22 protein-coding genes and 1 riboswitch are annotated in these 26,048 nt (G+C 72.6%); of the genes, 9 read left to right on the forward strand and 13 right to left on the reverse strand.

What is annotated here, in order from left to right; translation table 11 throughout:
* Positions 1-251: 251 nt before the first annotated feature.
* A complete protein-coding gene (gene bfr, locus ACSYGN_RS30490; RefSeq protein WP_460401246.1) occupies positions 252-728 on the reverse strand; it encodes a bacterioferritin in 477 nt (158 codons plus the stop codon).
* A 185-nt stretch (positions 729-913) separates the two neighbouring features.
* Between bfr and ACSYGN_RS30495 the strand changes: the two genes are divergently transcribed.
* Positions 914-1,555: a sulfite oxidase-like oxidoreductase gene (locus ACSYGN_RS30495; protein WP_460401248.1), complete on the forward strand. Its 642-nt coding sequence runs from the start codon at positions 914-916 to the stop codon at positions 1,553-1,555.
* Between the two features lie 62 nt (positions 1,556-1,617).
* On the opposite strand, the gene ACSYGN_RS30500 is transcribed toward ACSYGN_RS30495, so the two are convergent.
* From ACSYGN_RS30500 to thiO, 5 genes are all read right to left on the reverse strand, one after another.
* Positions 1,618-2,553, reverse strand: coding sequence for a deoxyribonuclease IV (locus tag ACSYGN_RS30500; RefSeq protein WP_460401250.1), 936 nt, complete (start codon positions 2,551-2,553; stop codon positions 1,618-1,620).
* A gap of 34 nt (positions 2,554-2,587) precedes the next feature.
* Positions 2,588-4,555: a Stk1 family PASTA domain-containing Ser/Thr kinase gene (gene pknB, locus ACSYGN_RS30505; RefSeq protein ID WP_460401252.1), complete on the reverse strand. Its 1,968-nt coding sequence runs from the start codon at positions 4,553-4,555 to the stop codon at positions 2,588-2,590.
* A 234-nt stretch (positions 4,556-4,789) separates the two neighbouring features.
* Complete coding sequence (locus ACSYGN_RS30510; RefSeq protein WP_460401254.1) at positions 4,790-5,584, reverse strand: thiazole synthase; 795 nt, start codon at positions 5,582-5,584, stop codon at positions 4,790-4,792.
* Positions 5,585-5,587: 3 nt separating this feature from the next.
* Positions 5,588-5,803 (reverse strand): sulfur carrier protein ThiS, encoded by a 216-nt coding sequence (gene thiS / locus ACSYGN_RS30515; protein WP_460401256.1) that lies wholly within the window; start codon positions 5,801-5,803, stop codon positions 5,588-5,590.
* The gene (gene thiO, locus ACSYGN_RS30520; protein WP_460401258.1) at positions 5,800-6,963 is read right to left on the reverse strand and encodes a glycine oxidase ThiO; all 1,164 of its coding nucleotides are present in this window, start codon (positions 6,961-6,963) and stop codon (positions 5,800-5,802) included. The genes thiS and thiO overlap by 4 nt, the downstream gene beginning before the upstream one ends.
* Positions 6,961-7,072: riboswitch (TPP riboswitch) on the reverse strand. (Overlaps the previous gene by 3 nt.)
* Before the next feature lie 353 nt (positions 7,073-7,425).
* On the opposite strand from thiO, the gene ACSYGN_RS30525 reads away from it, so the two are divergent.
* From ACSYGN_RS30525 to ACSYGN_RS30545, 5 genes are all read left to right on the forward strand, one after another.
* Entirely contained in the window at positions 7,426-8,613 is a 1,188-nt protein-coding gene (locus ACSYGN_RS30525) for an NAD(P)/FAD-dependent oxidoreductase (RefSeq protein ID WP_460403837.1), read from the forward strand.
* Between the two features lie 185 nt (positions 8,614-8,798).
* A complete protein-coding gene (locus ACSYGN_RS30530; protein ID WP_460401260.1) occupies positions 8,799-9,164 on the forward strand; it encodes an Rv2175c family DNA-binding protein in 366 nt (121 codons plus the stop codon).
* 462 nt (positions 9,165-9,626) lie between these two features.
* Positions 9,627-10,274 carry a thiamine phosphate synthase gene (thiE, locus tag ACSYGN_RS30535; RefSeq protein WP_460401262.1) on the forward strand — a complete coding sequence of 216 codons (648 nt, stop codon included), beginning with the start codon at positions 9,627-9,629 and terminating at the stop codon, positions 10,272-10,274.
* A gap of 187 nt (positions 10,275-10,461) precedes the next feature.
* Positions 10,462-11,418 carry a methylenetetrahydrofolate reductase [NAD(P)H] gene (gene metF / locus ACSYGN_RS30540; protein ID WP_460401264.1) on the forward strand — a complete coding sequence of 319 codons (957 nt, stop codon included), beginning with the start codon at positions 10,462-10,464 and terminating at the stop codon, positions 11,416-11,418.
* A 23-nt stretch (positions 11,419-11,441) separates the two neighbouring features.
* Positions 11,442-12,500, forward strand: a complete 1,059-nt coding sequence (locus tag ACSYGN_RS30545) for an SCO2102 family sporulation regulator (protein ID WP_460401266.1) — start codon at positions 11,442-11,444, stop codon at positions 12,498-12,500.
* 36 nt (positions 12,501-12,536) lie between these two features.
* On the opposite strand, the gene ACSYGN_RS30550 is transcribed toward ACSYGN_RS30545, so the two are convergent.
* The 4 genes from ACSYGN_RS30550 to ACSYGN_RS30565 form a co-directional block, all read right to left on the reverse strand.
* Positions 12,537-14,045 carry a phytoene desaturase family protein gene (locus ACSYGN_RS30550; protein WP_460401268.1) on the reverse strand — a complete coding sequence of 503 codons (1,509 nt, stop codon included), beginning with the start codon at positions 14,043-14,045 and terminating at the stop codon, positions 12,537-12,539.
* 439 nt (positions 14,046-14,484) lie between these two features.
* Positions 14,485-15,120, reverse strand: coding sequence for a TetR/AcrR family transcriptional regulator (locus ACSYGN_RS30555; RefSeq protein ID WP_460401270.1), 636 nt, complete (start codon positions 15,118-15,120; stop codon positions 14,485-14,487).
* 121 nt (positions 15,121-15,241) lie between these two features.
* Positions 15,242-17,326: a YhgE/Pip family protein gene (locus ACSYGN_RS30560; RefSeq protein WP_460401272.1), complete on the reverse strand. Its 2,085-nt coding sequence runs from the start codon at positions 17,324-17,326 to the stop codon at positions 15,242-15,244.
* Positions 17,298-18,290 (reverse strand): ATP-binding cassette domain-containing protein, encoded by a 993-nt coding sequence (locus ACSYGN_RS30565; RefSeq protein ID WP_460401274.1) that lies wholly within the window; start codon positions 18,288-18,290, stop codon positions 17,298-17,300. Before ACSYGN_RS30565 ends, ACSYGN_RS30560 begins: the two co-directional genes overlap by 29 nt.
* Before the next feature lie 270 nt (positions 18,291-18,560).
* Here ACSYGN_RS30565 and ACSYGN_RS30570 point away from each other — a divergent pair, with 270 nt between their 5' ends.
* From ACSYGN_RS30570 to ACSYGN_RS30580, 3 genes are all read left to right on the forward strand, one after another.
* Positions 18,561-19,148, forward strand: coding sequence for an SAV_6107 family HEPN domain-containing protein (locus ACSYGN_RS30570; RefSeq protein ID WP_460401276.1), 588 nt, complete (start codon positions 18,561-18,563; stop codon positions 19,146-19,148).
* Between the two features lie 236 nt (positions 19,149-19,384).
* Complete coding sequence (locus tag ACSYGN_RS30575; protein ID WP_460401278.1) at positions 19,385-20,188, forward strand: methyltransferase; 804 nt, start codon at positions 19,385-19,387, stop codon at positions 20,186-20,188.
* A gap of 278 nt (positions 20,189-20,466) precedes the next feature.
* Positions 20,467-20,874 carry a DUF3040 domain-containing protein gene (locus tag ACSYGN_RS30580; protein ID WP_460401280.1) on the forward strand — a complete coding sequence of 136 codons (408 nt, stop codon included), beginning with the start codon at positions 20,467-20,469 and terminating at the stop codon, positions 20,872-20,874.
* Between the two features lie 122 nt (positions 20,875-20,996).
* Here ACSYGN_RS30580 and ACSYGN_RS30585 read toward each other — a convergent pair whose 3' ends face one another.
* The 3 genes from ACSYGN_RS30585 to ACSYGN_RS30595 form a co-directional block, all read right to left on the reverse strand.
* The gene (locus tag ACSYGN_RS30585) at positions 20,997-23,387 is read right to left on the reverse strand and encodes a transglutaminase family protein (RefSeq protein WP_460401282.1); all 2,391 of its coding nucleotides are present in this window, start codon (positions 23,385-23,387) and stop codon (positions 20,997-20,999) included.
* A gap of 220 nt (positions 23,388-23,607) precedes the next feature.
* Positions 23,608-25,002, reverse strand: coding sequence for a DUF58 domain-containing protein (locus ACSYGN_RS30590; RefSeq protein WP_460401284.1), 1,395 nt, complete (start codon positions 25,000-25,002; stop codon positions 23,608-23,610).
* Positions 25,002-26,042 carry an AAA family ATPase gene (locus ACSYGN_RS30595; protein ID WP_460401286.1) on the reverse strand — a complete coding sequence of 347 codons (1,041 nt, stop codon included), beginning with the start codon at positions 26,040-26,042 and terminating at the stop codon, positions 25,002-25,004. Before ACSYGN_RS30595 ends, ACSYGN_RS30590 begins: the two co-directional genes overlap by 1 nt.
* Between the last annotated feature and the right edge of the window lie 6 nt (positions 26,043-26,048).

Here is a 26,048-nt window from a genome sequence, read left to right on the forward strand (position 1 = left end):
CTCCTGCGACTTACGGCAGGCCGGACGCCCCCTAAGGGGCGCGGGGCTGTATCGATATGCGGCTCCGCCGCGTGGGCGCGACCAGCCACGACGTACCTGCACCCGAAACGCGGACAGGCAACCGCCCCAGCCTTCACGGCACGCGGCAAGCTGAACTCCCCAGGGGTGCGGGGCTGTATCGATATGCGGCTCCGCCGCGTGGGCGCGACCAGCCACGACGCACCCGCACCCGAATCGCCACAGGCACCGACCTAGCTATCGGGCTCAATCACCTGGGCAAGGTAAAGCGCCTCACCCAGCTTCTCCACCAGCTCCAGCTGAGTATCCAGATAGTCGATGTGAAGCTCCTCATCCGCGAGGATGGACTCGAAGATGTTCGCCGATGTGACGTCCCCCTTGTCCCGCATCACCTGAATCCCCCGCCGCAGCCGGTCGATCGCCTCGACCTCCACCTGCCGGTCCGCCTCGAACATCTCACGAACCGTCTGCCCCACCCGGACATGGAATAGCCGCTGGTAATTGGGCAGCCCCTCCAGCAACAGGATCCGGTCGGTGAGAACCTCCGCGTGCTTCATCTCGTCGAACGACTCGTGCCGGGTGTGCTTGGCGAGCTTGGTCCAGCCGAAGTTCTCCTGCATCTTGGCGTGCAGGAAGTACTGGTTGATCGCGGTGAGCTCACCGGTGAGCTGTTCGTTGAGGAATTCGATGACCTCGGGGTCGCCCTGCATGGCAGCGGCTCCTTCCACAGCGGGGACCGGCCCGATCCGGAGCGGGACAGGCGCAATGCGCCGCATGATGGCACCGGCGCTCCGACTCGTCCAGTAAGTTCACACTTATAAGCACTAGGCACCGTATGCCCCATTCGTGTCCGCGGTGGTCAGTTGCACCGCTCCGCGTCTGTCAGGATGGAGTCATGCGTCATCCGGTGGAGCCCGAAACAGGAGAACCAGGAGAGGCCGAACGGTCCGAGCTTCCGCCGGGGCAGCGACTTCAGCGCGGCTGGCCGGTCACCCATTACGGCCCGGTACCCAAGTTCCGGCCGGAACGCTGGGAATTCCGGGTCTTCGGCGCCACCGCCGACGGTGACAAGCACACCTGGGACCACGCCGAGTTCACCGCCCTGCCGTACACCACCGTGGTCGCGGGCCTGCACTGTGTCACCAAGTTCAGCATGCTCGGCGCCGAGTGGGGTGGCGTACCGGCCCGTACGATCCTTCAGAGCGCGCCGCCCGCGCCCGCCGTCACCCATGTGATGGTCTGGGCGGAGTACGGCTACAGCGCCAATCTCCGGCTGTCCGACTTCGCCTCCGAGCGCACCCTGTTCGCCACGCACAAGGACGGCGAGATCCTCACCGCCGAGCACGGCTTCCCAGTCCGGCTGATCGTCCCCCATCTGTACGCGTGGAAGGGACCCAAATGGGTCCGCGGCGTCGAGTACATGACCGCCGACCGCCGTGGCTTCTGGGAGGAGCGCGGCTACCACAACCTGGGCGACCCCTGGAAGGAACAGCGCTACTCCTACCAGGAGGACCCGGGAGACGGCCCGGAGCTCTGACGCAAGGCTTCTGATGCCGGGGCCCGCCCCCTCGGGCCCGCCCCCCGGGACCCCGCCCCGCCTCAGTCGCCGTCGCGCAGCTTCTTCAGCAGCGCCACATCCGCCGAGTGCCCCTCCTTGCCGCCGGGCGTCTCGGTGATCAGCGGTACGCCCTCGGTGGCGGGGTGCGTCATCAGGGCGCGGAAGGGGTCCTCACCGATGTGACCTGCGCCGATGTTCTCGTGGCGGTCCTTGCGGGCGCCGACGACGTCCTTGGAGTCATTGGCGTGCACCAGCTTCAGCCGGCCCTCGCCGACCGTGTCCACCAGCAGATCGAGGGTCTGGTGCATCCCGTGCGGGCCGGCGAGGTCGTGGCCGGCCGCGAAGACATGGCAGGTGTCCAGACAGACGCCCAGCCGGGGGTGTGCGTCCAGCGCCTCGAAGTACGGCCCGAGATCCCAGGCGCGGGAGCACAGGGACGCGCCCTGCCCGGCCGTCGGCTCCAGCAGCAGGAACGGATCGTCGTCGTGGGTCAGCTCGTCCAGCAGGGGCAGCAGCAGCTCCCGTACCTGCGCCAGCGCCACGGACCGCTCCCGCCCGCCGGTCGCGCTGCCGGTGTGCACCACCACACCCCGCGCGCCGATCTCCCGGCCGCGCCTGAGCGAGTGCCGCATCGACGCGACCGACCGCTCGGCCGTGGCCTCGGTGTGCGAGCCGAAGTTGATCAGGTAGGGGGCGTGGACGTACGCCGGCATCGACTCGGCCTCGCACGCCGCGCGGAACGCCTCGTCCTGCCGTGGATCACCGGGCGGGGTGGCCCAGCCGCGCGGGTTGGCGACGAAGACCTGCACGGTCTCCGCGCCCAGGTCACGGGCGTACGACAGCCCCACGGAGTGGAGCCCGCCCGCGACCGGGACATGACCGCCGACGGGATTGCGTACGGCGTCGCGGGCGGGTCCGGAGGCGGCATGACCGGAGACGACGGGCCCGGAGGCGGGGGCCGACTGCTGACTGCTCACCCGCCCAGGGTGTCATGCTCCCGATAGTGTCCGGTCACCGGATGGTGATCTTGATTGTCGAGCCCTTGGGTGCGGTGTCGCCGCCCTTCACCGACTGGCTCTTGACCGTGTCGCCGAACAGCCCGAGCAGCCCGCGGTCCTCGTCGACCTTGAACCCGGCGTCCTTCAGCGTCTGCTTCGCGTCGTCGACGCTGTCCCCGGTCACATCGGGCACCTCGACCATCACCGGGCCCTTGGAGATCGTCAGCGTCACCGTGTCGCCCTTGGCGGCCTGGGTGCCGTCCGCGGGGGTCTGCCGTGCGACCTGACCCGCGTCGACCTCCGAGTTGATCTGCTCCGTGGCCACCTTCACCTTCAGGCCCGCGTCCGTCAGGTCCGACTGTGCCTGGTCCAGGTCCTCGCCGGTGACGTCCGGTACGTCGATCGGGCTGCCCTTGCTGACGGTGAGCGCGATGGCCGAGCCCGTGTGCCGCTCGATGCCCGAGGCGGGTACGGTGCCGATCACGAAGCCGCGGGTCATGTCCTCGTCGAACTCCCGGGTGACCATGCCCGGGACCAGCCCGCTCTGCTTCAGCACGGTGCGCGCCTTGTCCAGCGGGTAGCCCGCGAGGTCGGGGACCTTCACGGTCTCCGGGCCGTCCGAGACGACCAGCGTCACCGCGTCGTTGCTGCGGATGCGGGTGCCCGAGGCGGGGTCGCTGCTGATGACGGTGCCGCGCTTCACGGTGTCGCTGTAGGCGTGCTCGACCTTCTTCACGTCGAGACCGGCGTTCTTCAGCCGTGCCTCGGCCTGCGTCTGTGTCTTCGCCAGCAGCGGCGGGACCTTGGTGAACTGCCCGGAGTTGATGTACCAGACGCCCGCGCCCACCCCGAAGACCACCAGCACGGCGGCGACGAGCATCACGAGCCCGCGCCGGGACCGGGACGGCCCGGGGCGCGGCGGCAGGGCAGGGTTCTCCAGCCGGCTGGTGCGGTGCAGCAGCGCCTGGGTGTCGCCCTCGTCCCTCTCGTCCCCCGCCTCTCTCTCGTCCCCCTCATCTTCATTCACCGGCAGCGGCCGCGGCACGCTCAGCCCGTGCGCGATGACGCTCGTACGGTCCTCGGCGTTGTCGTGCGGCCCCGGGACCGCCTGCGGCGGCACCGCGTCCAACTGGGCGTCGGTCAGCGGGCTGCGTGCCTCGCGCACCCGCGCGAGCAGTGCCACGGCGTCGGACGGCCGGATGCCGGGCACGCGCGCGGTCGCGGCGGCGACCAGGTCGTCCAGTTCGTACGGCAGCCCCGGCACGGCGGCCGAGGGCGGCGGTACGTCCTCGTGGAGGTGCTGGAAGAGCACCTGGGCCGGGGAGTCCCCGGTGTGCGGCTTGACGCCGGTCAGCATCTCGTAGAGGACCACCCCGCACGCGTACACGTCGACGCGCGGGTCGGCGGTGCCGTGCTCGATCTGCTCGGGTGCGAGATACGACACCGTGCCGAGCACCGCGCCGGAGCTGTTGGTGACCGTGTCCACGGCCCGCACCAGCCCGAAGTCTGCGACCTTGACCCGGCCGTCGTCGCCTATCAGCACGTTCTCCGGCTTCATGTCGCGGTGCACGAAACCGGCGCGGTGCGCGGCGCCGAGCGCGGCCAGCACCGGCTCCAGGATGTCGAGCGCCGCCCGCGGCTGGAGCGCGCCGCGCTCACGCAGCACGTCGCGCAGGGTGCAGCCCGGCACGTACTCCATCGCCAGATAGACGTACGACCCGTCGGTGCCCTGATCGAACACCTGGACGACATTGGGGTGCGCCAGCCGGGCCACCGACTTGGCCTCCCGGATGAACCGCTCGACGAAGGAACCGTCGGCGGCCAGCGTCGGGTGCATCACCTTGAGCGCGAGAACCCGGTCCAGACGGGTGTCCAGGGCCCGGTAGACCGTGGCCATCCCGCCCACCGCGATGCGCGAGTCGACGCGATACCGGCCATCGAGCACCCGCCCGACCAAAGGGTCCTGAAGGGTCGTATCCACGCAGGTGAGTGTACGAGCCGTCACCGACACCATCGCGGTTTCCCCCAGAACGGAACCCCGACTGCAGCGCACTTGTGACGCACCCCGCCCACGAGGGCCCGCACCACCGGCCTGCGAAAGCCGCCGACGGCGAGAACCCCCACGGGAAACGCGCACCACTCGACCAACTGGAAACGGGCGGTGCGCGGGTGGGAGAACAATCTTTGACGCAAAGCCGCCGACGGCGAGAAACCGTCAGAAAGCCGGCCGCTCAGGATCCAGCACCCCGAGCCCCTCCACAGGAGAACTGGCCAACGCGAGGAATCGCCTCGGCATCCGCCCCGCCAGCCGGGCCATCCGCCCCGCCGACACGGCAAGCCGCATCCCGGATGCCATCAGCACCGGCTCCCGAGCCCGCGTCACCGCGGAAGCGAGCAGCACCCCCGCACACCCCAGCTCCATCGCCAGGGCCGCATCCGACGCCGTACCCGCCCCCGCGTCGAGGATCACCGGCACCCCCGCCCGCTCCACGATCATCTCGAAGTTGTGGGGATTACGGATCCCCAGCCCCGACCCGATCGGCGAGCCCAGCGGCATGACGGCGGCGCAGCCCACGTCCTCCAGCCGCCGCGCCAGCACCGGATCGTCGTTGGTGTAGGGCAGCACCGTGAAGCCGTCGTCGACCAGCGTCTGCGCCGCGTCCAGCGTCTCCACCGGGTCCGGCAGGAGGGTGCGCTCGTCGGCGATCACCTCCAGCTTGACCAGATCCGTGCCCAGCGCCTCGCGCGCGAGACGGGCGGTCAGGACGGCCTCACCGGCGGTGAAGCAGCCCGCTGTGTTGGGCAGCACCCGGATGCCGAGCCGGTCGAGCACCGACAGCACGGAGCCCCGTACCGCCGGATCGACCCGCCGCATCGCGACGGTGGTCAGCTCTGTGGCGGACGCCACCAGGGCCCGCTCCAGCAGCTCCAGGCTCGGCGCGCCGCCGGTGCCCATGATCAGGCGGGACGTGAAGGACATGCCGCCGAGGACAAGAGGATCGTCGGCCATCGGTCAGCCTCCCTGGACGGCGGTGAGGACTTCGACACGGTCCCCGTCGCGCAGCGCGGTCTGCGCCCACCGCGCCCGCGGGACCACGGTCTCGTTGAGCGCGGCGGCCACCCCGGACGGCGCCGAGGTCAGCTCCCGTACGACGGCGTCGAGCGCCGTACCCGTCGCGAACCGCCGCGCCCGGCCGTTGACGGACACGGCGACGCTCGCGGCGCTCACGCGGGCTGCTCCGCGAGCCGGTCGGCCGTGAACCGCCCCGGTGTGAACGGACGTGCCTGAGCCGGAAGCTCACCGGTGACCAGGGCGTCCGCGAGCGCGTCCCCGGTGACCGGCGTCAGCAGCACGCCGTTGCGGTGGTGGCCGGTGGCCAGCAGCAGCCCGGGCAGCGCGGTCGGGCCGAGCAGCGGCGCGTTGTCGGGGGAGCCGGGGCGCAGCCCCGCCTGGGTCTCGGTGAGCGGCAGTTCCGTGATGCCGGGCACCAGTTCATGGGCGTCGCGCAGCAGTTCGTAGACACCGCCCGCGGTCACGGTGGTGTCCCAGCCGAGGTCCTCGCTGGTCGCGCCGATGACCAGTTCGCCGTTCTCCCGGGGCACCAGATAGACGTGGCTGCCGCGCACCACCGCGCGCACCGTGCGGCTCAGGAACGGGGCGTACCGCGGCGGCACGGTCAGCCGCACGATCTGGCCCTTCACCGGCCGCACGGGCGGCACCACGGCGTCGGGCACCCCGGCGAGCTGCCCGCTCCGGCTCCCGGCGGCCAGCACCACCTGGTCCGCACCCAGCGCGGTCCCGTCCGATGTGACGGCGCCGGTGGCGCGGTCCCCGGTGACGGTCAGCCGCTCGGCCCATGCCCGGTGGAAGACCACCCCGGCCCGCTCGCACGCGGCCTCCAGCGCCGCCGCCAGCCGCCGCGGGTCGATCTGGTGGTCCTGGTCCACCCGAAGCCCGCCGCGCACGGTCGGCGCGAGCATCGGCTCCAGCTTCCGGCACTCCCGCCCGGACAGCCATTCCGGGTCCAGCCCCGACTGCTGCTGGAGGACGTGCAGTTCGCGCAGTTGGGCGCGGTCGTCGGCGTCCAGGGCGACGGCGAGGGTGCCCGAGCGGCGGTAGCCGACGTCGTGACCGGTGAGTTCGGTCAGCTCGGCCGCGAAGTCCGGGTAGCGGCGCGCCGATTCGAGGTTCAGGGCGAGCAACGTCTGTTCGCCGGTGTGCAGTTCGGTGACCGCGGCCAGCATCCCGGCGGCCACCTGGGCGGCCCCGCCGCCGGGTGCCGGGTCCACCACGGCGGTGGCCAGCCCGCGTTGCGCGGCCCGCCAGGCCGTGGCCAGGCCGATGATTCCGCCCCCGATGACAAGGACGTCTGACGTACGTGAGGACATGGGCGTCCAGCCCCTCCCTTCGCCGGAATGACCCGGATCAGGTTCGTACGGTCGGAGGCCGCCAGCCTCCCTCTCAGCCCGGTGCGTCCGGGCTCCCGCGAGTGCTTGTACGGCGCCACCCTAGCCCCTGCCGCCCGATCCCCGTCCACCCGGCGACGCCTGGCGCGTCACCCCGCCAAGGGAGTCGCCTTCATGGGCCGTTCGCCTGACGGGCCTGTCCTTGAGACGCGGGAGCGGGAGCCGCCGGAGGGCCGCGGCACCGACATGGTGGAGGGGGCCGCCGCACACCTGGCGGGGCATGTGCAGGACGTCACTGTTCGCTCTCTCCGACCGGCGCACCGTGACGGATAGGGTGATCGTGTGAGCGTGCGGAGACAGGACGAGCCGACAGTCGGACGGACACAGGACGAGCGGACCGCGGGCGCGCGAACGCCGGTGCACGGCACCCAACCGGAGCGGCGCGTGGTCGTCGTCGGCGCGGGCATGGCCGGGGTGCAGACCGCGGTCGCGCTGCGCGATCAGGGCTTCGCCGGCACCGTCACGCTCATCGGCGCGGAACCCCACCGCCCCTACGACCGCCCCCCGCTCTCCAAGGCCGTCCTGCTCGGCAAGACCGACGACTCCGCCTTCGACATCGACTTCGCCGCGCTCGGCATCGACCTGAGGCTCGGCCGCACTGCACTGGGGGTCCGCCCCGCCGACCACGAACTGGACACCGACGCGGGCCCTGAGCCGTACGACGTCCTGGTGCTCGCCACCGGCGCCGAACCGATTCGCCTCCCGGGGGCCGACGGCGTGCCCGGCGTGCATCTGCTGCGCACCCTGGACGATGTCGAGGGGCTGCGGCCGGTGCTGGCCGGACAGCAGGACGTGGTGGTCGTCGGCGCGGGCTGGATCGGCGCCGAGTTCGCCACGGCTGCCCGGGACGCGGGCTGCGCGGTGACCGTCGTCGAGGCGGCCGACCGCCCGCTCGCCGGTGCCCTGCCCGCGGAGGTCGCCGCGCCGATGACCGCCTGGTACGCCGACAGCGGGGCGGCGCTGCGCACCCACGCGCGCGTGGCGGCCGTCGAGCCCGGCGCGGTCGTCCTGGACGACGGCAGCCGGCTGCCCGCCACCGCCGTCGTCGTCGGCATCGGCGCCCGCTCCGCCACGGACTGGCTCGAGGGCTCCGGCATCGCCCTCGGCGCACAGCACGAGATCCTGGCCGACGACGGCCTGCGCACCTCGGCGCCGGACGTGTACGCGGTCGGCGACTGCGCCTCGTTCCCCTCCGGGCGCTACGGCGAGCGGCTCCTCGTCCACCACTGGGACAACGCCCTTCACGGGCCGCGCACGGTCGCCGCGAACATCGTCGGCGAGGACCCGGCGGTCTACGACCCGGTGCCGTACTTCTGGTCCGAGCAGTTCGGGCGGTTCGTGCAGTACGCCGGACACCACGCGTGTGCCGACAGCACCGTGTGGCGCGGCGACCCGGACGGCCCGGCCTGGTCGGTCTGCTGGCTCAGGGACGGCCGTCTGGTCGCCCTGCTCGCCGTGGGACGGCCCCGGGACCTCGCCCAGGGCCGCAGACTCATCGAGGCGGGCCGCCGGATGGACCCCGGCGCCCTGGCCGACCCGGCACGCCCGCTGAAGAACGCGACCTTGGCGTAGGGCCTCGCGCAGGGCTTCGTACGGGGCCTCGCGCAAGGCCGTGCGCAGGCCCTTGCGCGCCGCCCTTCGGGGCATCTTGAGGGGCGTCCTGCGGGGGCGGCGCCGGGCGCGCGGCGACCGGCGCACCACCCCACCTGGCCCGGCTCGACTTCCGGCTGTCAGTGGCAGATGGCAGTCTGGTTCCCGTGACCGAGATTGACGCAAAGACCGATGCTCTCGTCCCCGCCTGGCTCACCCTGCCCGACATTGCCGAACAGCTCGGCGTCGACGTGACACGTGTCCGGCAGCTGGTCAAGGAGGGACAGCTCATCGCCGTACGCCGAGGTGAGAACCGTGCCCTGCACGTACCTGCGGCCTTCATCGACGAGGACAAGATCGTCAAGGGTCTGTCCGGGACCCTGACGCTGCTGAGGGACGACGGCTTCACGGCCGAAGAGATGATCGACTGGCTCTTCACCCCCGACCCCAGCCTGCCCGGCACCCCCGCCCAGGCCCTGAACGAGAACCGCGGCACGGAGGTGAAGCGCCGCGCCCAGGCGCTCGCCGTCTGACCCGGCGGCGGGGTGCCGCCCCCGGCGGCAGGGCGTCCTGCCCTGCGGCCGCACGGAACCCTGCCGCCCGCCCGCCACTCGGCCCGCGCCCACCGCCCGTGCGGGCGCGGGCCGTAGTACCCGCAGTCCGTACCCGCCGGGCCTGCCGCACCGGCAGGCCCGGGCACGCCCCGGCCCCGGCTCGCGGCCGAGGCGACGGCCGGTGCTCGTCGTCGGCACGGCGCGTCTCCCGTCGGCACGAGCCGCAGGGAGGCAGCCCGCGCCCGCCATGGCCCGAACGGACCAGCCGACGCACCACCACCCCTACGACCCGCGTACGCCGTCGGCACGGCGTGGTCCCCGCTGGCACGAGCCGCCGGGTGGCAGCCCGCGCCCGCTACGACCCGTACGGACCAGCCCGCACGTCACCGCTCCGACCCGCTCCGACCCGCGCCCACACGACCCGACACGGGGGACCCGCCCATGCCCGGCACCGCACGCATACAGCTCGCCGACGCCCGCCTCTATCTCTGCACGGACGCCCGCAGACGCCAGGGCGACCTCCCCGAGTTCCTGGACGCGGCCCTGGCCGGTGGCGTGGACATCGTGCAACTGCGCGACAAGGGCATGGAGGCGGCCGAGGAGCTGGCGCATCTGGAGGTCTTCGCCGACGCCTGTGCCCGGCACGGAAAGCTGCTCGCGGTCAACGACCGCGCGGACGTCGCCCACGCCGCCCGCTCCGATGTGCTGCATCTGGGCCAGGGTGACCTCCCGGTCCCCGCGGCCCGTGCGATCCTCGGGCCGGACGTCATGGTGGGCCGCTCCACCCACAGCGAGGCGGAGGCCGCCGCGGCAGCCGTGCAGGACGGCGTGGACTACTTCTGCACGGGTCCCTGCTGGCCCACCCCCACCAAGCCCGGCCGCCCCGCCCCCGGCCTCTGCCTGGTCCGGTACGCGGCGGGCCTCGGCACCGACCGCCCCTGGTTCGCCATCGGCGGTGTCGACCTGGGCAATCTGGACCAGGTGATCGAGGCCGGCGCCCGCCGGGTCGTCGTCGTACGGGCGATCACGGAGGCGGACGACCCGGGCGAGGCCGCGGCGGAGTTCGCGAAGCGGCTCGGCGAGGTCTGAGCCTCACCGCCAGCCGCCAGCCGCCAGCCCCCAGCCGCCAGCCGCCAGCCGCCCAGCCACCGACCACCGACCACCGGCGGATCCGGCTGCCACTCTCGCTGTCCAAAGGATGGACAACAAGTGGGTAAAACGGGCATATCGGTAGTGCGTAGTTGGGTGACCAGCAGTCCCTGGCTAACCTGCGGGTATGGCCCTCGGAACCTCGTCCACCAGGACTGATCGCGCGCGCACCGTGCGTGACATGCTCGCCGCAGGCAAGACGACGTACTCGTTCGAGTTCTACGCGCCGAAGACCCCCAAGGGCGAGCGGAGCCTGTGGAACGCGCTCCGCAGGGTCGAGGCGGTGGCGCCCGACTTCGTCTCGGTGACCTACGGTGCCGGTGGTACCACCCGGGCGACCACGGTCAAGGAGACCCAGCAGATCGTGGCCGACACCACGCTCACCCCGGTCGCCCATCTCACCGCCGTCAACCACTCCGTCGCCGAACTGCGCAACATCATCGGCCAGTACGCCGACGCAGGGATCCGCAACATGCTCGCGGTGCGCGGCGACCCGCCCGGCGACCCCATGGGCGACTGGGTGCCGCACCCCGAGGGGCTGACCTACGCGGCCGAACTCGTCCGGCTCATCAAGGAGTCGGGCGACTTCTGCGTCGGTGTCGCCGCCTTCCCGGAGATGCATCCGCGTTCTTCGGACCAGGAGACCGACATCCGGCACTTCGTCGACAAATGCCGGGCGGGCGCCGACTACGCGATCACGCAGATGTTCTTCGCGCCGGAGTCCTATCTGCGCCTGCGTGAGCAAGTCGACGCCGCCGGTTGCATGACGCCGGTGATTCCCGAGATCCTGCCTGTGACCAGCATCAAGATGCTGGAGCGGCTGTCCCAGCTGAGCAATGCGGCGTTCCCGGCGGACCTGCGGGAGCGGATCCTCACAGCGAAGGACGATCCCGCCGCTGTACGCTCCATCGGTATCGAGTTCGCCACAGAGTTCTGCGCGCGGCTGCTGGCCGAGGGAGTGCCCGGACTGCACTTCATCACGCTGAACAACTCCACGGCGACGCTGGAAATCTACGAGAACCTGGGTCTGCACCACCCGCCGCAGGCCTGGACCGGCCGCACGGGCGTACGCCACACTGCGTAGCGGCCACTGGGAGAGGGGCGTACATGGGCTGGACGGTCCTCTACATCGCGTTCGGCATCGTCGCGCTGTGGCTGCTCGGCGAGGTGCTGCTGCAGTACAAGGCGCGGCTGCGCTGGCGGCTGCTCGCCTTCGCCGGGTTCGTCGGCGTGGTGCTCGGTGTGCTGATCCCCTCCGTCGTCGTGATCGGGATCGGCGCCGCCGCGTTCGCGGTCGGGCAGACCTATGTCACCCTGTCGTTCCGCCGCGGCTTCGTCGCGGGCTGGGCGGTCAAGCGGCCCGAGGACGACGAGGAGCACCCGGGTGCCCCCGGAGGTCCGGTCGCCGGTCCGGGCGGCGGCAAGAAGCGCCGCCGCGGCAAGGGCGACCGCCAGGAGGCGGTCCTCGAGGTCTCCGAGCTGGAGCCGGAGGAGGGCGGCTACGGCGAGGAGGCCGCCGCCTACCGCCGCGACGACCTGACGTACGGCCAGGACGACGACCAGGCTGACGAGCGCGACGACGTGTTCGCCTCCGGCCGCCCCGACGCCCCCACGGCCGCCGAGACGACCACGGTCTACGAGCCGCAGCCCATGCCGGACGACACCAGCAACTACGGCGTGTACGGCGACCCCGGCACCCCCGGCTACCCGGGCGGGGACCAGTCCCAGCAGCAGTCCCCCTCCCAGGACCAGGACTATGCCGCTGCGGCCCAGGGCACCGGTCAGAACTACGGCTACGACTACTCCGGTTACGGCCAGCAGCAGTACGGCTACGACGCGAGCGGCCTGCAGCAGTACGCCGGTTACTCCGACCCCTACGGCACCGGCGGCGGCCAGGCGTACGGAGCCGACGGCACCTCCTACGACGCCTACGGCCAGCAGCAGTACGGCCAGCAGCAGGGCTACGGCCAGGACCAGTACGGCACCGGCGGTTACGCCGAGACCCCGGCCGGCGGGGTCTGGGTCCCGCAGCAGCGCAACGACGAGACCTACGGCGGCGCCCTCCCGCCCGAGCAGCCGTACCCCTACCAGCAGACCGGCGACGGCCAGCAGACCGGCGGCCAGCAGCAGGCCGGCGGCTACGACGACCAGCAGTACCGCTTCTGACCCGCCTCCCCCTTCCCCTTTCCGGCCTCCCGCGTTTCACTGCGAGCCGCGGAACCCCGGCCCCTCCACCACGAGTCCCGCCACCAGCGCACCCGACATCCCCGCGTGCGCCAGGCCGCCGCCGGGGTGCGACCAGCCGCCGGCCGAGAACAGCCCGGGTATCGACGTACTCGTAGCCGGATGCAGCACCCCCGCGGGACCGGCCAGCGCGGGCGGCGGCACCGCACCGCCCTCCGCGCCCGTCTCCCGTTCGGTGTGCAGCGGAGTGCGCACCTCACGCCACAGCATCCGCTCCCGCAGCCCCGGCACCGCCCGCTCCGCGGCGGCGGTCATCCGGTCGGCGAACGCGTCCGCCGCGCCCGGCGCCTCCCAGTCGTAGCCCCTCCCCGACGGGACCGTCGCCGTCAGCACCACGGACTCGTGCCCCGCGTCGGGGCGCAGCGCCGGATCGTCCGGGCGGTCGATCCGCACCGTGGGTTGCTCGGGCACCGACTCCCGCCCGAACAGGTCCAGTTCGGCCGCCGCGTCCGGAGAGTGCACCACCGTGCGGTGCGCGGCGCCCGGCTCCCGCGCGCCGCGCAGCGCCAGACACACCACCACCCGGCCCGGACGCAGCCCCTCCGCCCGGGGCGGCACGTCCTCGGCGCCGTACAGCTCACGCCCCGGCAGCAGTCTCCGCAACCGCCACGGCCCGCCGCCCACGACCAGGTCGGCCTCGGCCACGGTCCCGTCGCCCCACTCGACCCCGGCCGCCCGGCCGTCCTTCTCCAGCACCCCCGTCACCTCGGCTCCGAAGACGAACTCCACCTTCCGCGCCACGCATCGCTCGTACACCGCGCGCGCCAACTCCCGTATGCCACCGCGCACATACCAGACACCGAAGGCGTGCTCCATGTAGGGCAGCACGGCCGCGCTCGCCGGGGCGCTGCCGGGGTCGACGCCGTACGCGAGCGCACAGCCGTCCAGCAGGGCCGCGAGGCGCGGGTCGCGCAGCTCCCAGGCGCCGATCTCGGTGAGGGTGACGGCACGCCGGGTGCGCAGCAGCCGCTTGTGCGGCACCGCCGGGTAGGGCTCACGCTCGGTGAGCACCCGCCAGTCGGGCCACAGGGGCTCCTCCAGAAGCGGTCTGCGGGTGCGGTCCCATGCCTCGCGCGCCCGCACCAGGAAGTCCCCCCAGCGCCTGGCCGCGCCCGCCCCCAGCGCCTCGTCCAGGGCGGCGACCACGCCCGCGCGCGAGGCGTTCGGCAACGACACCGACGTACCGTCCGCGAACAGATGCCGCGACGCCGGGTCCACCTGGACCAGCTCGACGCACTCCTCCAGCGGCTGCTTGCCGGTCTTGACGAACAGGTCGCGGTAGACGGCGGGCAGGGTGAGCAGCCCGGGGCCGGTGTCGAACGCGAAGCCGTCCCGCTCCAGCCGGCGCAGTGCGCCGCCGTACGTCTCCGTGCGCTCGTACACCACCACCCGGTGGCCCGCGACGGCCAGCCGGGCGGCGGCCGCCATCGCGCCCATCCCGGCGCCGATCACCGCGATCCGTCCCATGTCTGCGACTGTATCGGGCACTACTGACAGCCCGTCGTGGGGCTGAGCGCGGGGGACTGAGTACGCGTACTCAGGTGCAGAGATGAGTACGCGCGCGGATGGGTTTTGACCTGCGGGAACGAGAGAGTGGAGGCACGGAGGGGGCGCGGCTCCGGGACCGCCGACACGGGGCGGCGGAACGGCGTCGCGCCCTTGATCCGCTCCTTCCGCCGACTCGTCGGCGGAAGCGAGACACGGGGGAGACCCGGGGCCGACCACCCCGGGGTTCCGAAGGAGAAAGTACGGGGGAGCACGGGGGAAGCCGTACGGGGGACGCACGGGGGATACGGGGGTACGAAAAGGCGCCGGTTCTGCGGCGGCCCGCGGGAAACCGCGGTGGCCGCAGAACCGGCGCCTTCGTGCTGCGGCCACCGTCAATGGCGACGGCGGCAGCAGCACGCTACGGCATACGCCTGCCGCCGACCCGCCCCTGGAGCAGCCGGGACAGGGACGCGTGGACGTCGTCCAGGGTCCGCTCGGGCTGGAACGCCTGCCAGTCCAGGGCGGCCACCAGCACCATGCCGGCCAGCGCGGCCGCGGTCAGCGGGACGTCGATCTCCTCGCTGAGCTCGCCGTTCGCGATGCCCTCGCGCAGGACGTCCTCGATGGCCGCGATGACCTGCTGGCGCACCACCATGAGCGTGGACTGCCAGGCCCGGTTGGTACGCCACAGCTCGGCGACGTAGAGCTGCGTGAACGACGGAGAGCCGGCGATGAAGCCGAGTCCCGCGCGGATCATCGCGTCCAGGGCGTCCACCCGGCTGCCGCCCTCGCGCGCGCTCCGCTCGGCGGCTTCCCGCAGTGCCGCGGCGAGCAGGCCCACGCCGTGCCGCAGCAGTTCCTCGAAGAGGACCGACTTGCTCGCGAAGTTGTAGTACACCGTGCCCTTCGCGACCCCGGCCCGCTCGGCGATCTCGTCCACGGTGGTCGCGGAGAAGCCCTGCTCGGCGATGAGGGTGACCGCCGCCTCGTAGAGCTTCTGCCGGGTGGCCTCGCGGCGCGTGGTGCCCCCGGTCCTGGCGCTGCTGCTTTCCATGGCCCCGATTCTCACAGGAACGGCTCCTTCCGCGTGGGTGGAAGTCTTCGATGGGCGGTGAAGGGGAGGCAGGGCCGGTGAGGGGCGGCCGTGGCCCCGGCCGCCGCCCCCCACCGGCCGGTCACAGGGTCAGCTCCGGGTGCAGACGGCGCACCGTCCACACCTGCTGGCGGCGGGCCGAGAAGGCCGTCAGAGCCAGGGAGCAGACCATGAAGGCGGTCAGCACCGCGCACGCGTGCCACACCGGCTGGAGACCGCCACCCGAGATCAGCCGGCGCAGCGCCTCGATGACGTAGGTCATCGGCAGGAACGGGTGGATCGCGGTGAAGAAGCCGGGGCTGGTCTCGATGGGGTAGGTGCCGCCCGCGGCCGTCAGCTGGAGCATCAGCAGGGCCAGGACGAAGACCCGGCCGGCCACGCCGAAGAGCGCGTTGAGCCACTGCACGAGCGCCGCGAAGGAGATCGCCGTCAGCGCCAGGAAGGCGACCGTCCCCGCCGTCCGCGCCATCTGGAGGCCGATCGCGAAGTGCAGCACCGTCATCAGCGCGAGCATCTGGATCACCCCGACCACCGCCACGGGCAGCCAGCCCGCCAGCGCGATCCGCCGTGCGGACGCGCCCGCGGCGAGCGCGCGCCGGTTCATCGGCGGGATCAGCATGTACGACACCATCGCGCCGACCCACAGGGACAGCGGGATGAAGAACGGGGCGAAACCGGTGCCGTAGTTGGACGCCGCGTGGATGTCCTTGCTGGCGAGCTGCACCGGGTCCGACATGACGGTGCTGCGCAGATCGCGGTCGCTCTTGTCGTAGTCGGGGATCTGGGAGGCGCCGTCGTGCAGGCCGCCCGCGAGCGTGGAGGATCCGTCGACCAGCTTGTACATGCCCCCGGAGAGGGTGTCCGCGCCCGCCTCCAGCTTGCCGACGCCCTTGTCGAGGGTGCTCGCCCCGGTGTGGGCGGTGCCGAGGCCGGAGTGCAGCGTCTTCGCGCCCGCGGCGACCTTCGCGGCGCCGTCGTTCAGCTTGTTGATCTTCTTGACGGCGTCGTCGAGGTCCGAGGACAGATACGGGGCGCGGTCGGCGAGCGCCTGGGCCTGCTTCTGGAGCGTGGCCAGGTCGGTGTCGAGCTTCTTCATGTCGCCGCGCTGGTCGGCGATCAGGGTGTTGAGGTCGTCGGCGATCGTGGCCACGTCGGTGGCGGCCTGCTCGGCCTTCTTCAGATCGGCGCAGGCGTCGTCCGGGAGCGTCGCCGTCACGCAGCGCGCCTGGTAGATCTTGTCGAGCCCGTCGACGGCGGCGTGGGCGCCCTTGGCGGCGATCGGGGCGGTCTCGACCAGGGTGTCCAGGTTCTTCCGGATGATCTTGGCGGAGTCGGCGACCAGCTGGGCGGTGTCGCCGATGGTCTTCTCGTTGTCCTTCAGGAACGGTCCGACCTTGGACGCGACCCCGTTGACCTTGTCGGCGAGCGTCTGGGTGCCGTCCGCGACCTGCTGGGAGCCGTCCTCCAGGTCACCGGCGCCGGAAGTGAGCTTCTTCAGCCCTCCGGCCAGCTTGGAGCTGCCGCTCTTGGCGGTCGTCAGGCCCGCGGCGAGGTCCTTGGAACCCTGCTCGGCCTTCCCGATGCCGCCCTCCAGCTTGTCGGCGCCGTTGGCGGCCTTGACGGTCTGGTCGTGGATGCTGGAGAAGGAGATGAAGATCCGGCCCAGGAACCCGCGGGACGTCTTCGTGGACGCGGCCGTGCGCACCTCGCTGAAGACCGACCGGGAGATCGAGCCGATGATGTAGTTGTTCGCGTCGTTGGTGCGCACCTGGAGCGCGCTCGTCTCCGGTGAGTCGCCGGAGTTCGACGCGATGCGCTTGCTGAAATCGGCCGGCATGCTCAGCGACAGATAGTAGGTGCCCTTCTCGACACCCTTGCGCGCGTCCGCGGCGCTCACCTGGTGCCACTCGAAGGTCTCGCTGTCCAGCAGCTTCTTGGTGATGTCGTCGCCCGCGTGGATCTTCTTGCCGTCCGCGGTGGCGCCCTTGTCGGCGTTCACCAGGGCGACGGGGATGCGGTCGAGACGGCCGTACGGGTCCCAGAAGGACCACAGGTACAGGGCGCCGTAGAGCAGCGGCAGCACCATGATGGCGACCAGCGCCACCCGCGGCAGCTTCCCGCGGCCGAAGCGCAGCAGCTCAAGCGCGGCCAATTTCGGCAAACGCATCGGCCGATCCCTTCGCTGTGTCGGTCACGGTGTCCGTGGTGTCGTCGGTGTCGTCGGTGGAGTCGGGATCGTCGGAGGAAGCGGCGAGGGTGCCGGTGCGGGCCTGGGTGGTGAGGGCCTTGCGGAGACTGACGACCTTGCGGAGATCGACGGCGCCGGAGGCGTCGGCCTCGGCCTCGGCCGTGTCCCGGGCCGCCGGTGCGCCGGTGGTGTCGCGCCCGACCGTCTCCGGTATGTCGCTGTCGCCGGGTGTGCCGCCGCCGGGATCACGGGTGGGGACGACCACGGCGCCCTCCGGTGCCGTGCTGCACACCGCGACGACGGTCGTCCCGCTCTCGGCGATCGACCTCAGCAGCTTCCACACCTCGGCCCGCTCGGCGTCGGAGAGCTTGAGGTCCGTGTCGTCCACGCCCAGCAGCTTGGGCCGGCCGATGAGCGCCACGGCGATGGACAGCCGCAGGGCCTCGAGGCGTTCCAGATCGCGTACGACGGTGCGGTTGCCCTTGGGCAGCGCCTCCCGGTCGAGTCCTGCCGCCGCGAGGGCGGTGTCGATGCGCTGCCGCGCTTCCCGCCGCCGCTCCTTGCCGGGCCGCACCAGCCCGCGCAGCGAGTCCCAGAACTGCCGCTGGAGCAGCGCCCGTTCCCGCAGATGCTCGCCGACCGTGAGCGCCGGGTCGAGCTCGGTGACTCCGGCGACATGTGCCAGCGCGCTCACCCTGCGCACCGCCGCCAGTTGCTTCGGCAGCCGGAACCCGCCCACGGTCGCGGATCCCTCTGTGGCCTTCATACGGCCCGTCAGGGAGAGCAGCAGACATGTGCGGCCCGTACCCGACGGCCCCTCGATCGCGATGAGCGAACCGGGCTCCGCGTCCACGGAGATCCCGCGGAACGCAAAGCCGCGGGGGCCCTTGAGCCCGTACCCACGGGCTGTGACGGCCAGTCCGCCGCCTTCACTACCCCGCATGACCCATCCCCTTGTCCCAGTACCTCTGGTCTTGCCAGTACCTCTGGATCTCTGAGCGCTGCTGCGTCGGTCCGGCCGACGGCGCGCTGGACCAGCGCCTCCCGGGGCCCCGAGAGTTTTGAACTGACTGGTCAGTGCAAAAACTAACCCGAACTCGCGCTCGAAGCAAAACCGCAGGTCAGAACGGATTGTCAGTGGCATACCTCACGATGGGCACATACGGCACCACGTGTCAGGGCGTGCCGTGACCCAGACGACAGGAGGTTCGTCATGGCCAGCCATCCCGCAGCTGCCGCCCACCGGCGCCGCGCCACCGGCCCTGCCCCCTCACTGACCGGCCCGGCGAGCGACGTCCACCCCGTACTGCGCAGGGCAACGGCCCCGCCCGCCGCCCTCGACCTGCTCGCCCAGGCCCGCGCGGCGCTCGACGAGGCCGACGCCTTCGAGACACCCAACGAGCGCTACGCCACCGCCCACCTCGCCGCCCTCCGGACCGCCGCGGCCGTACTGGCCGCACGGGGCCGCCCGGAGACGACACCGCGCCGCCGGGCGCGGATCCGGAGCGCCTGGGAGGTGCTCCCCGAGATAGCCCCCGAACTCACCGAATGGAGCGCCCTGTTCGCCTCCGGCGCCCGCCGCCGCGCTCTGGCCGAGGCGGGCATCCGGGGCGCGGCCGGCCGCCGTGACGCCGACGACTTGATACGGGACGTGGCGATGTTCATCCGCCTCGTGGAACGCATGCTGGTCCTCCAGCCGGTCCTTCCCCAGCCCCGCCAGGACACCGACACCGACACCGGCACCACCGCCGGGGCACAGCGCCCGGGCCGGAGCGACGACGACTACCCGGACGCGGGCTGAGCCTGCCGGGCCACTCCCGCGGACCGCCTGCCCTCTGTCTGCCGCCCGTCTGTCGTCCGGCTGCCGTCCGCCCTGCGAGACGCCCTGCGGCGCTTGTCGTCGCGGTGACCAGGGAGGGGGCGGAGGCAATAGGGTGGACGGTGCCTATGGCCTCCCTTCCCGTGCAGGCGGGGCGGGGAGGCGCCCCGTTCGCGCCGCCGGGCAGGTGGCGGTGCCGCGCCGAGGAGTCAACTGCCGTGTCGGACCACCGCCCTCCCACGACGTCGCTGCGCTCCGACCCCTCGCGGCCCCGCGCCTCCCTCCGTACCGCCGTGGTCTGGGAGGTCCTCCAGGACGCCCTCGAACGCCGGGTGAAGGCCACCGGACGGGAGTCCCTGGACGTCCTCGACGCAGGCGGCGGCAGCGGCAACTTCGCCGTGCCCGTCGCCCGCCTCGGCCACCGTGTCACCGTCGTCGACCCCAGCCCCAACGCCCTGTTCGCGCTGGAGCGCCGAGCCGCCGAGGCCGGGGTCGCCGACCGGGTCCGCGGCGTCCAGGGCGACGCCCACGGGCTGTTCGACGTCGTCGAGCGAGGCGGCCAGGACGTCGTGCTGTGCCACGGCGTCCTGGAGTATGTGGACGACCCCGCCGAGGGCCTGCGCAACGCGGTGGACGCCCTGCGCCCCGAGGGCGTGCTCAGCGTGCTCGCCGCCGGACTCGGCGGCGCCGTGCTCGCCCGCGCCCTCGCCGGTCACTTCACGGAGGCCCGCCAGGCCCTCGCCGACCCCGACGGCCGCTGGGGCGCCGGTGACCCCGTGCCCCGGCGTTTCACCGCCGAGCAGCTCACCGCGCTCGTCGAGGACGCGGGCCTCACGGTCGCCGCCGTGCACGGCGTGCGGATCTTCGCCGACCTGGTCCCCGGGGTCCTCGTGGACACCGAACCGGGCGCCCTGGAGGCCCTGCTCCAGCTCGAGGAGGCGGCGGCCGAGTTGCCCGCGTTCCATTCCGTGGCCACACAGCTTCATGTGCTGGGTGAGACCCAGGGGGCCCACGGGGCCTGAGCGGGCTCCCGGGGCGCGGCCCCTGATCAGCGCCTTGTCGGTGGATGGAGTGCGCCACAGACCCCCCGTACGGGCGACCCGGGCCGTATGATCGAGGTGGACCACCCGGCATGACGGGTCGGCCGCCGGGGAATGGAAACCTCAGCGAGCCGCGACGTACATGGCGGGTTCCGAATGGCCAATTGGCGTAGAGGGGCGGGTTTCACGGGGGCGATTCCCTGCCTATCCTGAAGGGACCCCCCGGGTCGCCCCGGCGACTGCACGATGAGGAGGACTCCGTGCCGCTCTCGGAGCACGAGCAGCGCATGCTCGAGCAGATGGAGCGAGCGCTGTACGCCGAAGATCCCAAGTTCGCGTCGGCGCTCGAGGGAAGCGGGCTGCGTACGTACACCCGGCGGCGGGTCTACCAGGCGGTCGCTGGCTTCCTCGTAGGTATCGCGCTCCTCATGGCCGGTGTGGTCGCGCAGCAGATCTGGGTCAGCGTGGTGGGCTTCCTCGTGATGCTCGGCTGCGCCGTGCTCGCCGTCACGGGCTGGCGCAAGGCCCCCAAGCCGGGCGAGCAGCCCGCGGGTGCCACTGCGCACACCCGCCGTCAGCCCAAGCAGAAGCCGAAGCAGAAGCGCTCCATGATGGACCGGATCGAGCAGCGCTGGCAGCGCCGCCGTGACGAGCAGGGCCACCAGTAGACAGCGGACGGACGGCAGCCGGGGCCGGGAGACGGACAGCCGCCGAGGACATGTGTGAGGGGCGGTCACCCACCGGGTGACCGCCCCTCACACATGCCCCGTGGCAGCGCCTGACCTCGGTCTCAGCCCTGCTGCCCCGACGGCCTGCGCAGCCTCGCCATCGGACGGGTGGCCCGTGCCCGGCCCGGCAGCGCAGTCCACCAGGCGGAGGCCGCCCACACCACCTGGGCGGCCGACCGCGGCAGGAACAGCGCCCGCAGCCGTGTGCCGCGGCCGGCGGTGGTCCGCAGCCCCGTGATCACCCGGCGCGTCTCGTCCGTGAGGCCCGCCACCGGGCGCGGCCGGGGTGCGTACAGCACCTGCTCCACCGCGTCCGCGACCCGGTGCACGGCTGCCGCGGCGACCGGCTCCAGATGCCCCAGCCGGACGATCCGGGCGGCGGCACCGCGCGGTGTCTGCGACTCGTCCGGGAGGATCCCGAAGTCCCACGCGGTGTCCGTCAACTCCTGCCAGACCGCCAGCGTGTACCGCGCCCCGTCCGCCTCCGTACGGCCGTGCCCGCCGAGCCGTACCGCCCGCACCCGCAGCCGCCACAGCATCGGCGACAACGGGATCGCGAGCCCGACGAGGATGCCGAGCGCGACCAGCGCCCTCAGCCACCACCTCGGGCCGTCGTCGTTCTTGACCGGCGCGAGCTGGGCCGACTCGCTCGGGCAGGCATCCAGCTTGCGGAGCTGCGCGGTGCAGCTCTCGCTCGCCGAGGGCGCCGCGGAGGCCGTCGGGTTCGTCGCACGGGACGGCAGCCCGGGGTCCGGAACGCTGCTGCCGGGCGCCGTGGACTGGGTGTACGACGGCACCGTGCCCCGGCTGGGGGTCGGCTCGAAGCGGGTCCAGCCGACGCCCTCGAAGTACAGCTCGGGCCACGCGTGCGCGTCCTTCAGGCCCACCGACACCGTGCCGTCCGCCTGCGGCGAGCCCGGTGCGAAGCCCACGGCGACCCTCGCCGGGATGCCCAGGGTGCGGGCCATCGCCGCCATCGCGAACGAGAAGTGGACGCAGAAGCCCTGCTTGTCCCGCAGGAAGTTGGCTATCGCGTCCTGGCCGGAGCCGACCTTGACCGAGGTGTCGTACCGGAAGCCCCCCGTCACCGCGAACCAGTCCTGGAGCTTCACCGCCTCCTCGTAGTGGCTGCTCGCGCCCTCGGTGATGTGCCGGGCGGTCTTCTCCACCACGGCCGGCAGCGAGTCCGGAACCTTCGTGTACTCGCGCTTCAGCGCCCCCGACGGCTCCGGCGCCGCCGCCAGTTGCTCCGCGGTCGGCTGCACACTCAGGCTGGTGACCGTGTACGACACCCCGCGCGTGTTCTGGCCGTGGTCGCCGACGAGGGTCATGCCGACCGGCTCGTACCGCCAGCTGCCCCCGATCTTGACCGCGCTCGGCGGATACGGCATCGGCAGCCAGTCCTGCGCGTACCACTCCGCCGCCATCACGCTCGTGGTGATCTGTGCGCGCTTGACCTCGCCGCGCAGGCCGAGCGGTGTGGGGAACGACTTCGGCACGGATGTGATGTGCCGTTGGGACGGCTTCCAGGTGGTGCCGTCGAAGTCGTCCAGCGAGACGATCCGCAGATACAGGTCGGAGGTGTCGTTGCTGTTGGTGCGGAGGCTCAGGACCGTGCGGTCCTCGTTCACGTTCAGGCTGTCGCGCAGCGACACCAGCGGGTTGACCGCCGAGATCGTGCCGCCGTTGCCGGTGCCCGCGCCGAGGCCGGTCCCGGCGCCGTCCAGCAGACCGCCGTGCATCGCGGGCAGCGCCGCCGGCACCACCAGGGCCAGACCCAGCGCTACCGCCCCGATACGGCGGCCGGTGCGCACCGGCGCCACCGCCCCCGCGGACGGCTCCCCGGGCGCACGCGCCGCCCCGCCGAAGACCCGGCCCCACTGCGAGAGCCGGTCACGGCCCTCGGCGAGCAGCAGCATCAGATAGCCGGCGGCCGCAACCAGGAACCAGAGCCAGTCCGCGCTGCCGCCGGACAGCCCCGCCGCGACCGAGTACAGCGCGAGCAGTGGCAGACCCGCCGGGGCCGCGCTGCGGAACGTCACCGCGAGGGTGTCCACCGCGAGACCGATCAGCAGGACACCGCCGACCAGCATCAGCCGGATGCCCTCCGACAGCGGTGCCGGGATGGCGTACTGGCTCACATCGGTCGTGCCTGCCCGGAACAGCTCGGCGAAGTGCCGGAAGGCCTCGGGGCCGGGGAGCAGCCCGACGAGGGCGTACTCCCGGGCGAAGACCAGGGTCAGCAGGAACAGCGTGACCAGGGCCTGTGCGGCGACGGTCAGCGGCCGGGCGAGCGGCACCCGCCGCGCCGCCGCGCCCACCCCGCACTGCACGGCGAGCAGAAAGGCGGCCTGGACCAGCCAGGTCGCGGGGGAGACCAGCGGCAGCATGGCACAGGCCGTCATCAGCGTGGCCGCAGCAGCACAGAGCGCCAGCCGAGCCTGCCCACTCATACCCGCACCTCCCTCTCGACCTCGACGTGACCGGCACCACCGGTCTCCGAGCGCCACGCCCCACGCGTGCGCGGTGCGCGGAACGACGTAGGGGCCTGCTCGCCCCCGGCCCCGCCCGCGAGGCGTCGCCGGGGGCCGCCAGTCGCACCGCTCGCCCCGGTCGCACCGCTCGCACCGCTCGCCCTGCTCGCTCCGCGCGGTGCCACCCGCACCCGCCCCCTCACGCCCGCACCCCGTTCGCCCGACCGCCCGTCGGGTTCGACGCCGGCGCCGGGCCGGTCAGGCCCGTGCGGTCGCGGTCGGCCTGGCGCCACAGGGCGTCCAGGGAGGTGCCGCGGGGGACGCTCAGGGCGGTCCAGCCGGCCTCGCGGAGCATACGGAGGTGGTCCTCGTGGTGGTCGCCGGGGGCGGGGACGTCGGTCGGTTCACGGGTCCAGGTGTCGGCGTCCAGCACGAACGCCACCGCGCCCCCGCTGCGCTGGCGCATCTTCGCGGCCACCGCCGCCTGCTCCTCGTCGAGGTCGCCGAAGAAGGCCACCAGCAGCCCCTCGTTGCCGCCGCGCAGCACGTCGTAGGCGCGTGACAGGCCGTTGCCGTCGGAGTGGTCGATCACCGCGAGGGTGTCCATCATCAGCCCCGCCGCGTCCGCCGACTCCTGTGAGGCGCCCGCGAAGCCGTCGGCCCCCTCACCGGGCACGGAGCTGCCGGTGTCCGTCAGCAGCCGTACCGAGAAGCCGCGTTCGAGCATGTGGACCAGCACCGATGCCGCGCCCGCGACGGCCCACTCGAAGGCCGAGTCGGGGCCCGCGCCCCGGAAGGCGATGCCGCGGGTGTCCAGCAGCACCGTGCAGCGGGCCCGCTGCGGCTGCTCCTCGCGGCGCACCATCAGCTCGCCGTAGCGCGCGGTGGAGCGCCAGTGCACCCGGCGCAGATCGTCGCCGTGGCGGTACCCGCGCGGGATCACGTCGTCCTCGCCCGCCAGCGCCAGCGAGCGGTGCCGCCCGTCGCCGTAGCCCCTGGCCTCGCCGCTGAGCCGGATCGGGGCCAGCGGCTCGACGCGCGGGATCACGGTCAGCGTGTCGTACGTCGAGAAGGAGCGGGTCAGCTCGCACATCCCGAACGGGTCGGTCAGCCGCAACTGGAGCGGGCCCAGCGGATAGCGGCCGCGCAGATCGGAGCGGACCCGGTAGGACACTTCGCGGCGCCCGCCGGGTTCCACCCGGTCCAGCACGAAGCGCGGGCGCGGGCCGAGCACGTACGGCACCCGGTCCTGGAGCATCAGCAGCCCGGTGGGCAGCCGCGAGACGTTGTCCATCCGCAGATGGACCCGCGCCTCGCTCGCCGCGGGCACCCGCGAGGGGGACAGCCGGCGGCTGGCGGCGACCCGGTAGCGGGTGCGGTACAGGACGCCCGCGCAGATCAGCGGCAGCAGGGCGAGCAGCAGACCGACCCGGAGCAGATCGCTCTGCCCCAGTACGTACGAGCAGATCGCCGCGGCGATCCCGGCCGCCAGGAAGGAACGGCCGCGGGTGGTCAGACCGGCCAGGGCCGTGCGGACGCCGCCCTTCTCCCCGCGGTCGGTCTCCGGCAGGCCGCCCGGCCCCGGGGAGGTCATCACACCCTCCGCGGCGGCTGCTGGCCGTATGCCGGTGTGCCGCGGCCGAGACCGCCGAAGCCGCTGGCCTGTGGCGGCGCCGCGGGCACCGGGGTGCGCTGAAGGATCTCCTGCACGACCTGCTCGGAGGTGCGCCGGTTGAGCTGGGCCTGGGCGGTGGGCAGCAGGCGGTGCGCCAGGACGGCCACGGCGAGGGCCTGGATGTCGTCCGGCAGTGCGTACTCCCGGCCGCTGAGCGCGGCGGCCGCCTTCGCGGCGCGCAGCAGATGCAGCGTCGCGCGCGGTGAGGCGCCGAGTCTCAGCTCGGGGTGGGTGCGCGTGGCGGCGACCACGTCCACCGCGTAGCGCCGTACCGCCTCGGCGACATGCACGCCGCGCACCGCCTCGACCAGCTTCACGATGTCGTGCGCGTGCGCCACCGGCTGGAGGTCCTCCAGCGGGGAGACCCCGCCGTGCACGTCCAGCATCTGGAGCTCGGCCTCCACGCTGGGGTAGCCGACCGAGACCCGGGCCATGAAGCGGTCGCGCTGGGCCTCCGGCAGCGGGTACGTGCCCTCCATCTCGACCGGGTTCTGGGTGGCCACCACCATGAACGGGCTGGGCAGTTCGTAGGTCTGCCCGTCGATGGTGACCTGGCGCTCCTCCATCGACTCCAGCAGCGCGGACTGGGTCTTGGGCGAGGCGCGGTTGATCTCGTCGCCGATCACGATCTGCGCGAAGATCGCACCCGGCTTGAACTCGAAGTCCCGGCGCTGCTGGTCCCAGATGGACACGCCGGTGATGTCCGACGGAAGCAGGTCGGGGGTGAACTGGATACGGCGCACCGAGCAGTCGATGGACCGTGCGAGCGCCTTGGCGAGCATCGTCTTGCCGACGCCGGGGACGTCCTCGATCAGAAGATGTCCCTCGGCGAGCAGCACGGTCAGTGAAAGCCGTACGACCTCGGGCTTGCCCTCGATCACTCCTTCCACCGAACTGCGGACCCGCTCCACAGTGGCGGTCAGATCTGTGAGGCTCGCTCGATCGTCATAGGTCGTCACCCGGCC

The organism is Streptomyces sp. YIM S03343 (assembly GCF_054729195.1).

Bases quoted from the DNA above. Each gene is read 5' to 3' on its own strand.
- bfr (WP_460401246.1), bottom strand. From the start codon at position 728: ATGCAGGGCGACCCCGAGGTCATCGAATTCCTCAACGAACAGCTCACC.
- ACSYGN_RS30495 (WP_460401248.1), top strand. From the start codon at position 914: ATGCGTCATCCGGTGGAGCCCGAAACAGGAGAACCAGGAGAGGCCGAA.
- ACSYGN_RS30510 (WP_460401254.1), bottom strand. From the start codon at position 5,584: ATGGCCGACGATCCTCTTGTCCTCGGCGGCATGTCCTTCACGTCCCGC.
- thiO (WP_460401258.1), bottom strand. From the start codon at position 6,963: ATGTCCTCACGTACGTCAGACGTCCTTGTCATCGGGGGCGGAATCATC.
- thiE (WP_460401262.1), top strand. From the start codon at position 9,627: ATGCCCGGCACCGCACGCATACAGCTCGCCGACGCCCGCCTCTATCTC.
- metF (WP_460401264.1), top strand. From the start codon at position 10,462: ATGGCCCTCGGAACCTCGTCCACCAGGACTGATCGCGCGCGCACCGTG.
- ACSYGN_RS30545 (WP_460401266.1), top strand. From the start codon at position 11,442: ATGGGCTGGACGGTCCTCTACATCGCGTTCGGCATCGTCGCGCTGTGG.
- ACSYGN_RS30550 (WP_460401268.1), bottom strand. From the start codon at position 14,045: ATGGGACGGATCGCGGTGATCGGCGCCGGGATGGGCGCGATGGCGGCC.
- ACSYGN_RS30555 (WP_460401270.1), bottom strand. From the start codon at position 15,120: ATGGAAAGCAGCAGCGCCAGGACCGGGGGCACCACGCGCCGCGAGGCC.
- ACSYGN_RS30560 (WP_460401272.1), bottom strand. From the start codon at position 17,326: ATGCGTTTGCCGAAATTGGCCGCGCTTGAGCTGCTGCGCTTCGGCCGC.
- ACSYGN_RS30565 (WP_460401274.1), bottom strand. From the start codon at position 18,290: ATGCGGGGTAGTGAAGGCGGCGGACTGGCCGTCACAGCCCGTGGGTAC.
- ACSYGN_RS30570 (WP_460401276.1), top strand. From the start codon at position 18,561: ATGGCCAGCCATCCCGCAGCTGCCGCCCACCGGCGCCGCGCCACCGGC.
- ACSYGN_RS30585 (WP_460401282.1), bottom strand. From the start codon at position 23,387: ATGAGTGGGCAGGCTCGGCTGGCGCTCTGTGCTGCTGCGGCCACGCTG.
- ACSYGN_RS30590 (WP_460401284.1), bottom strand. From the start codon at position 25,002: ATGACCTCCCCGGGGCCGGGCGGCCTGCCGGAGACCGACCGCGGGGAG.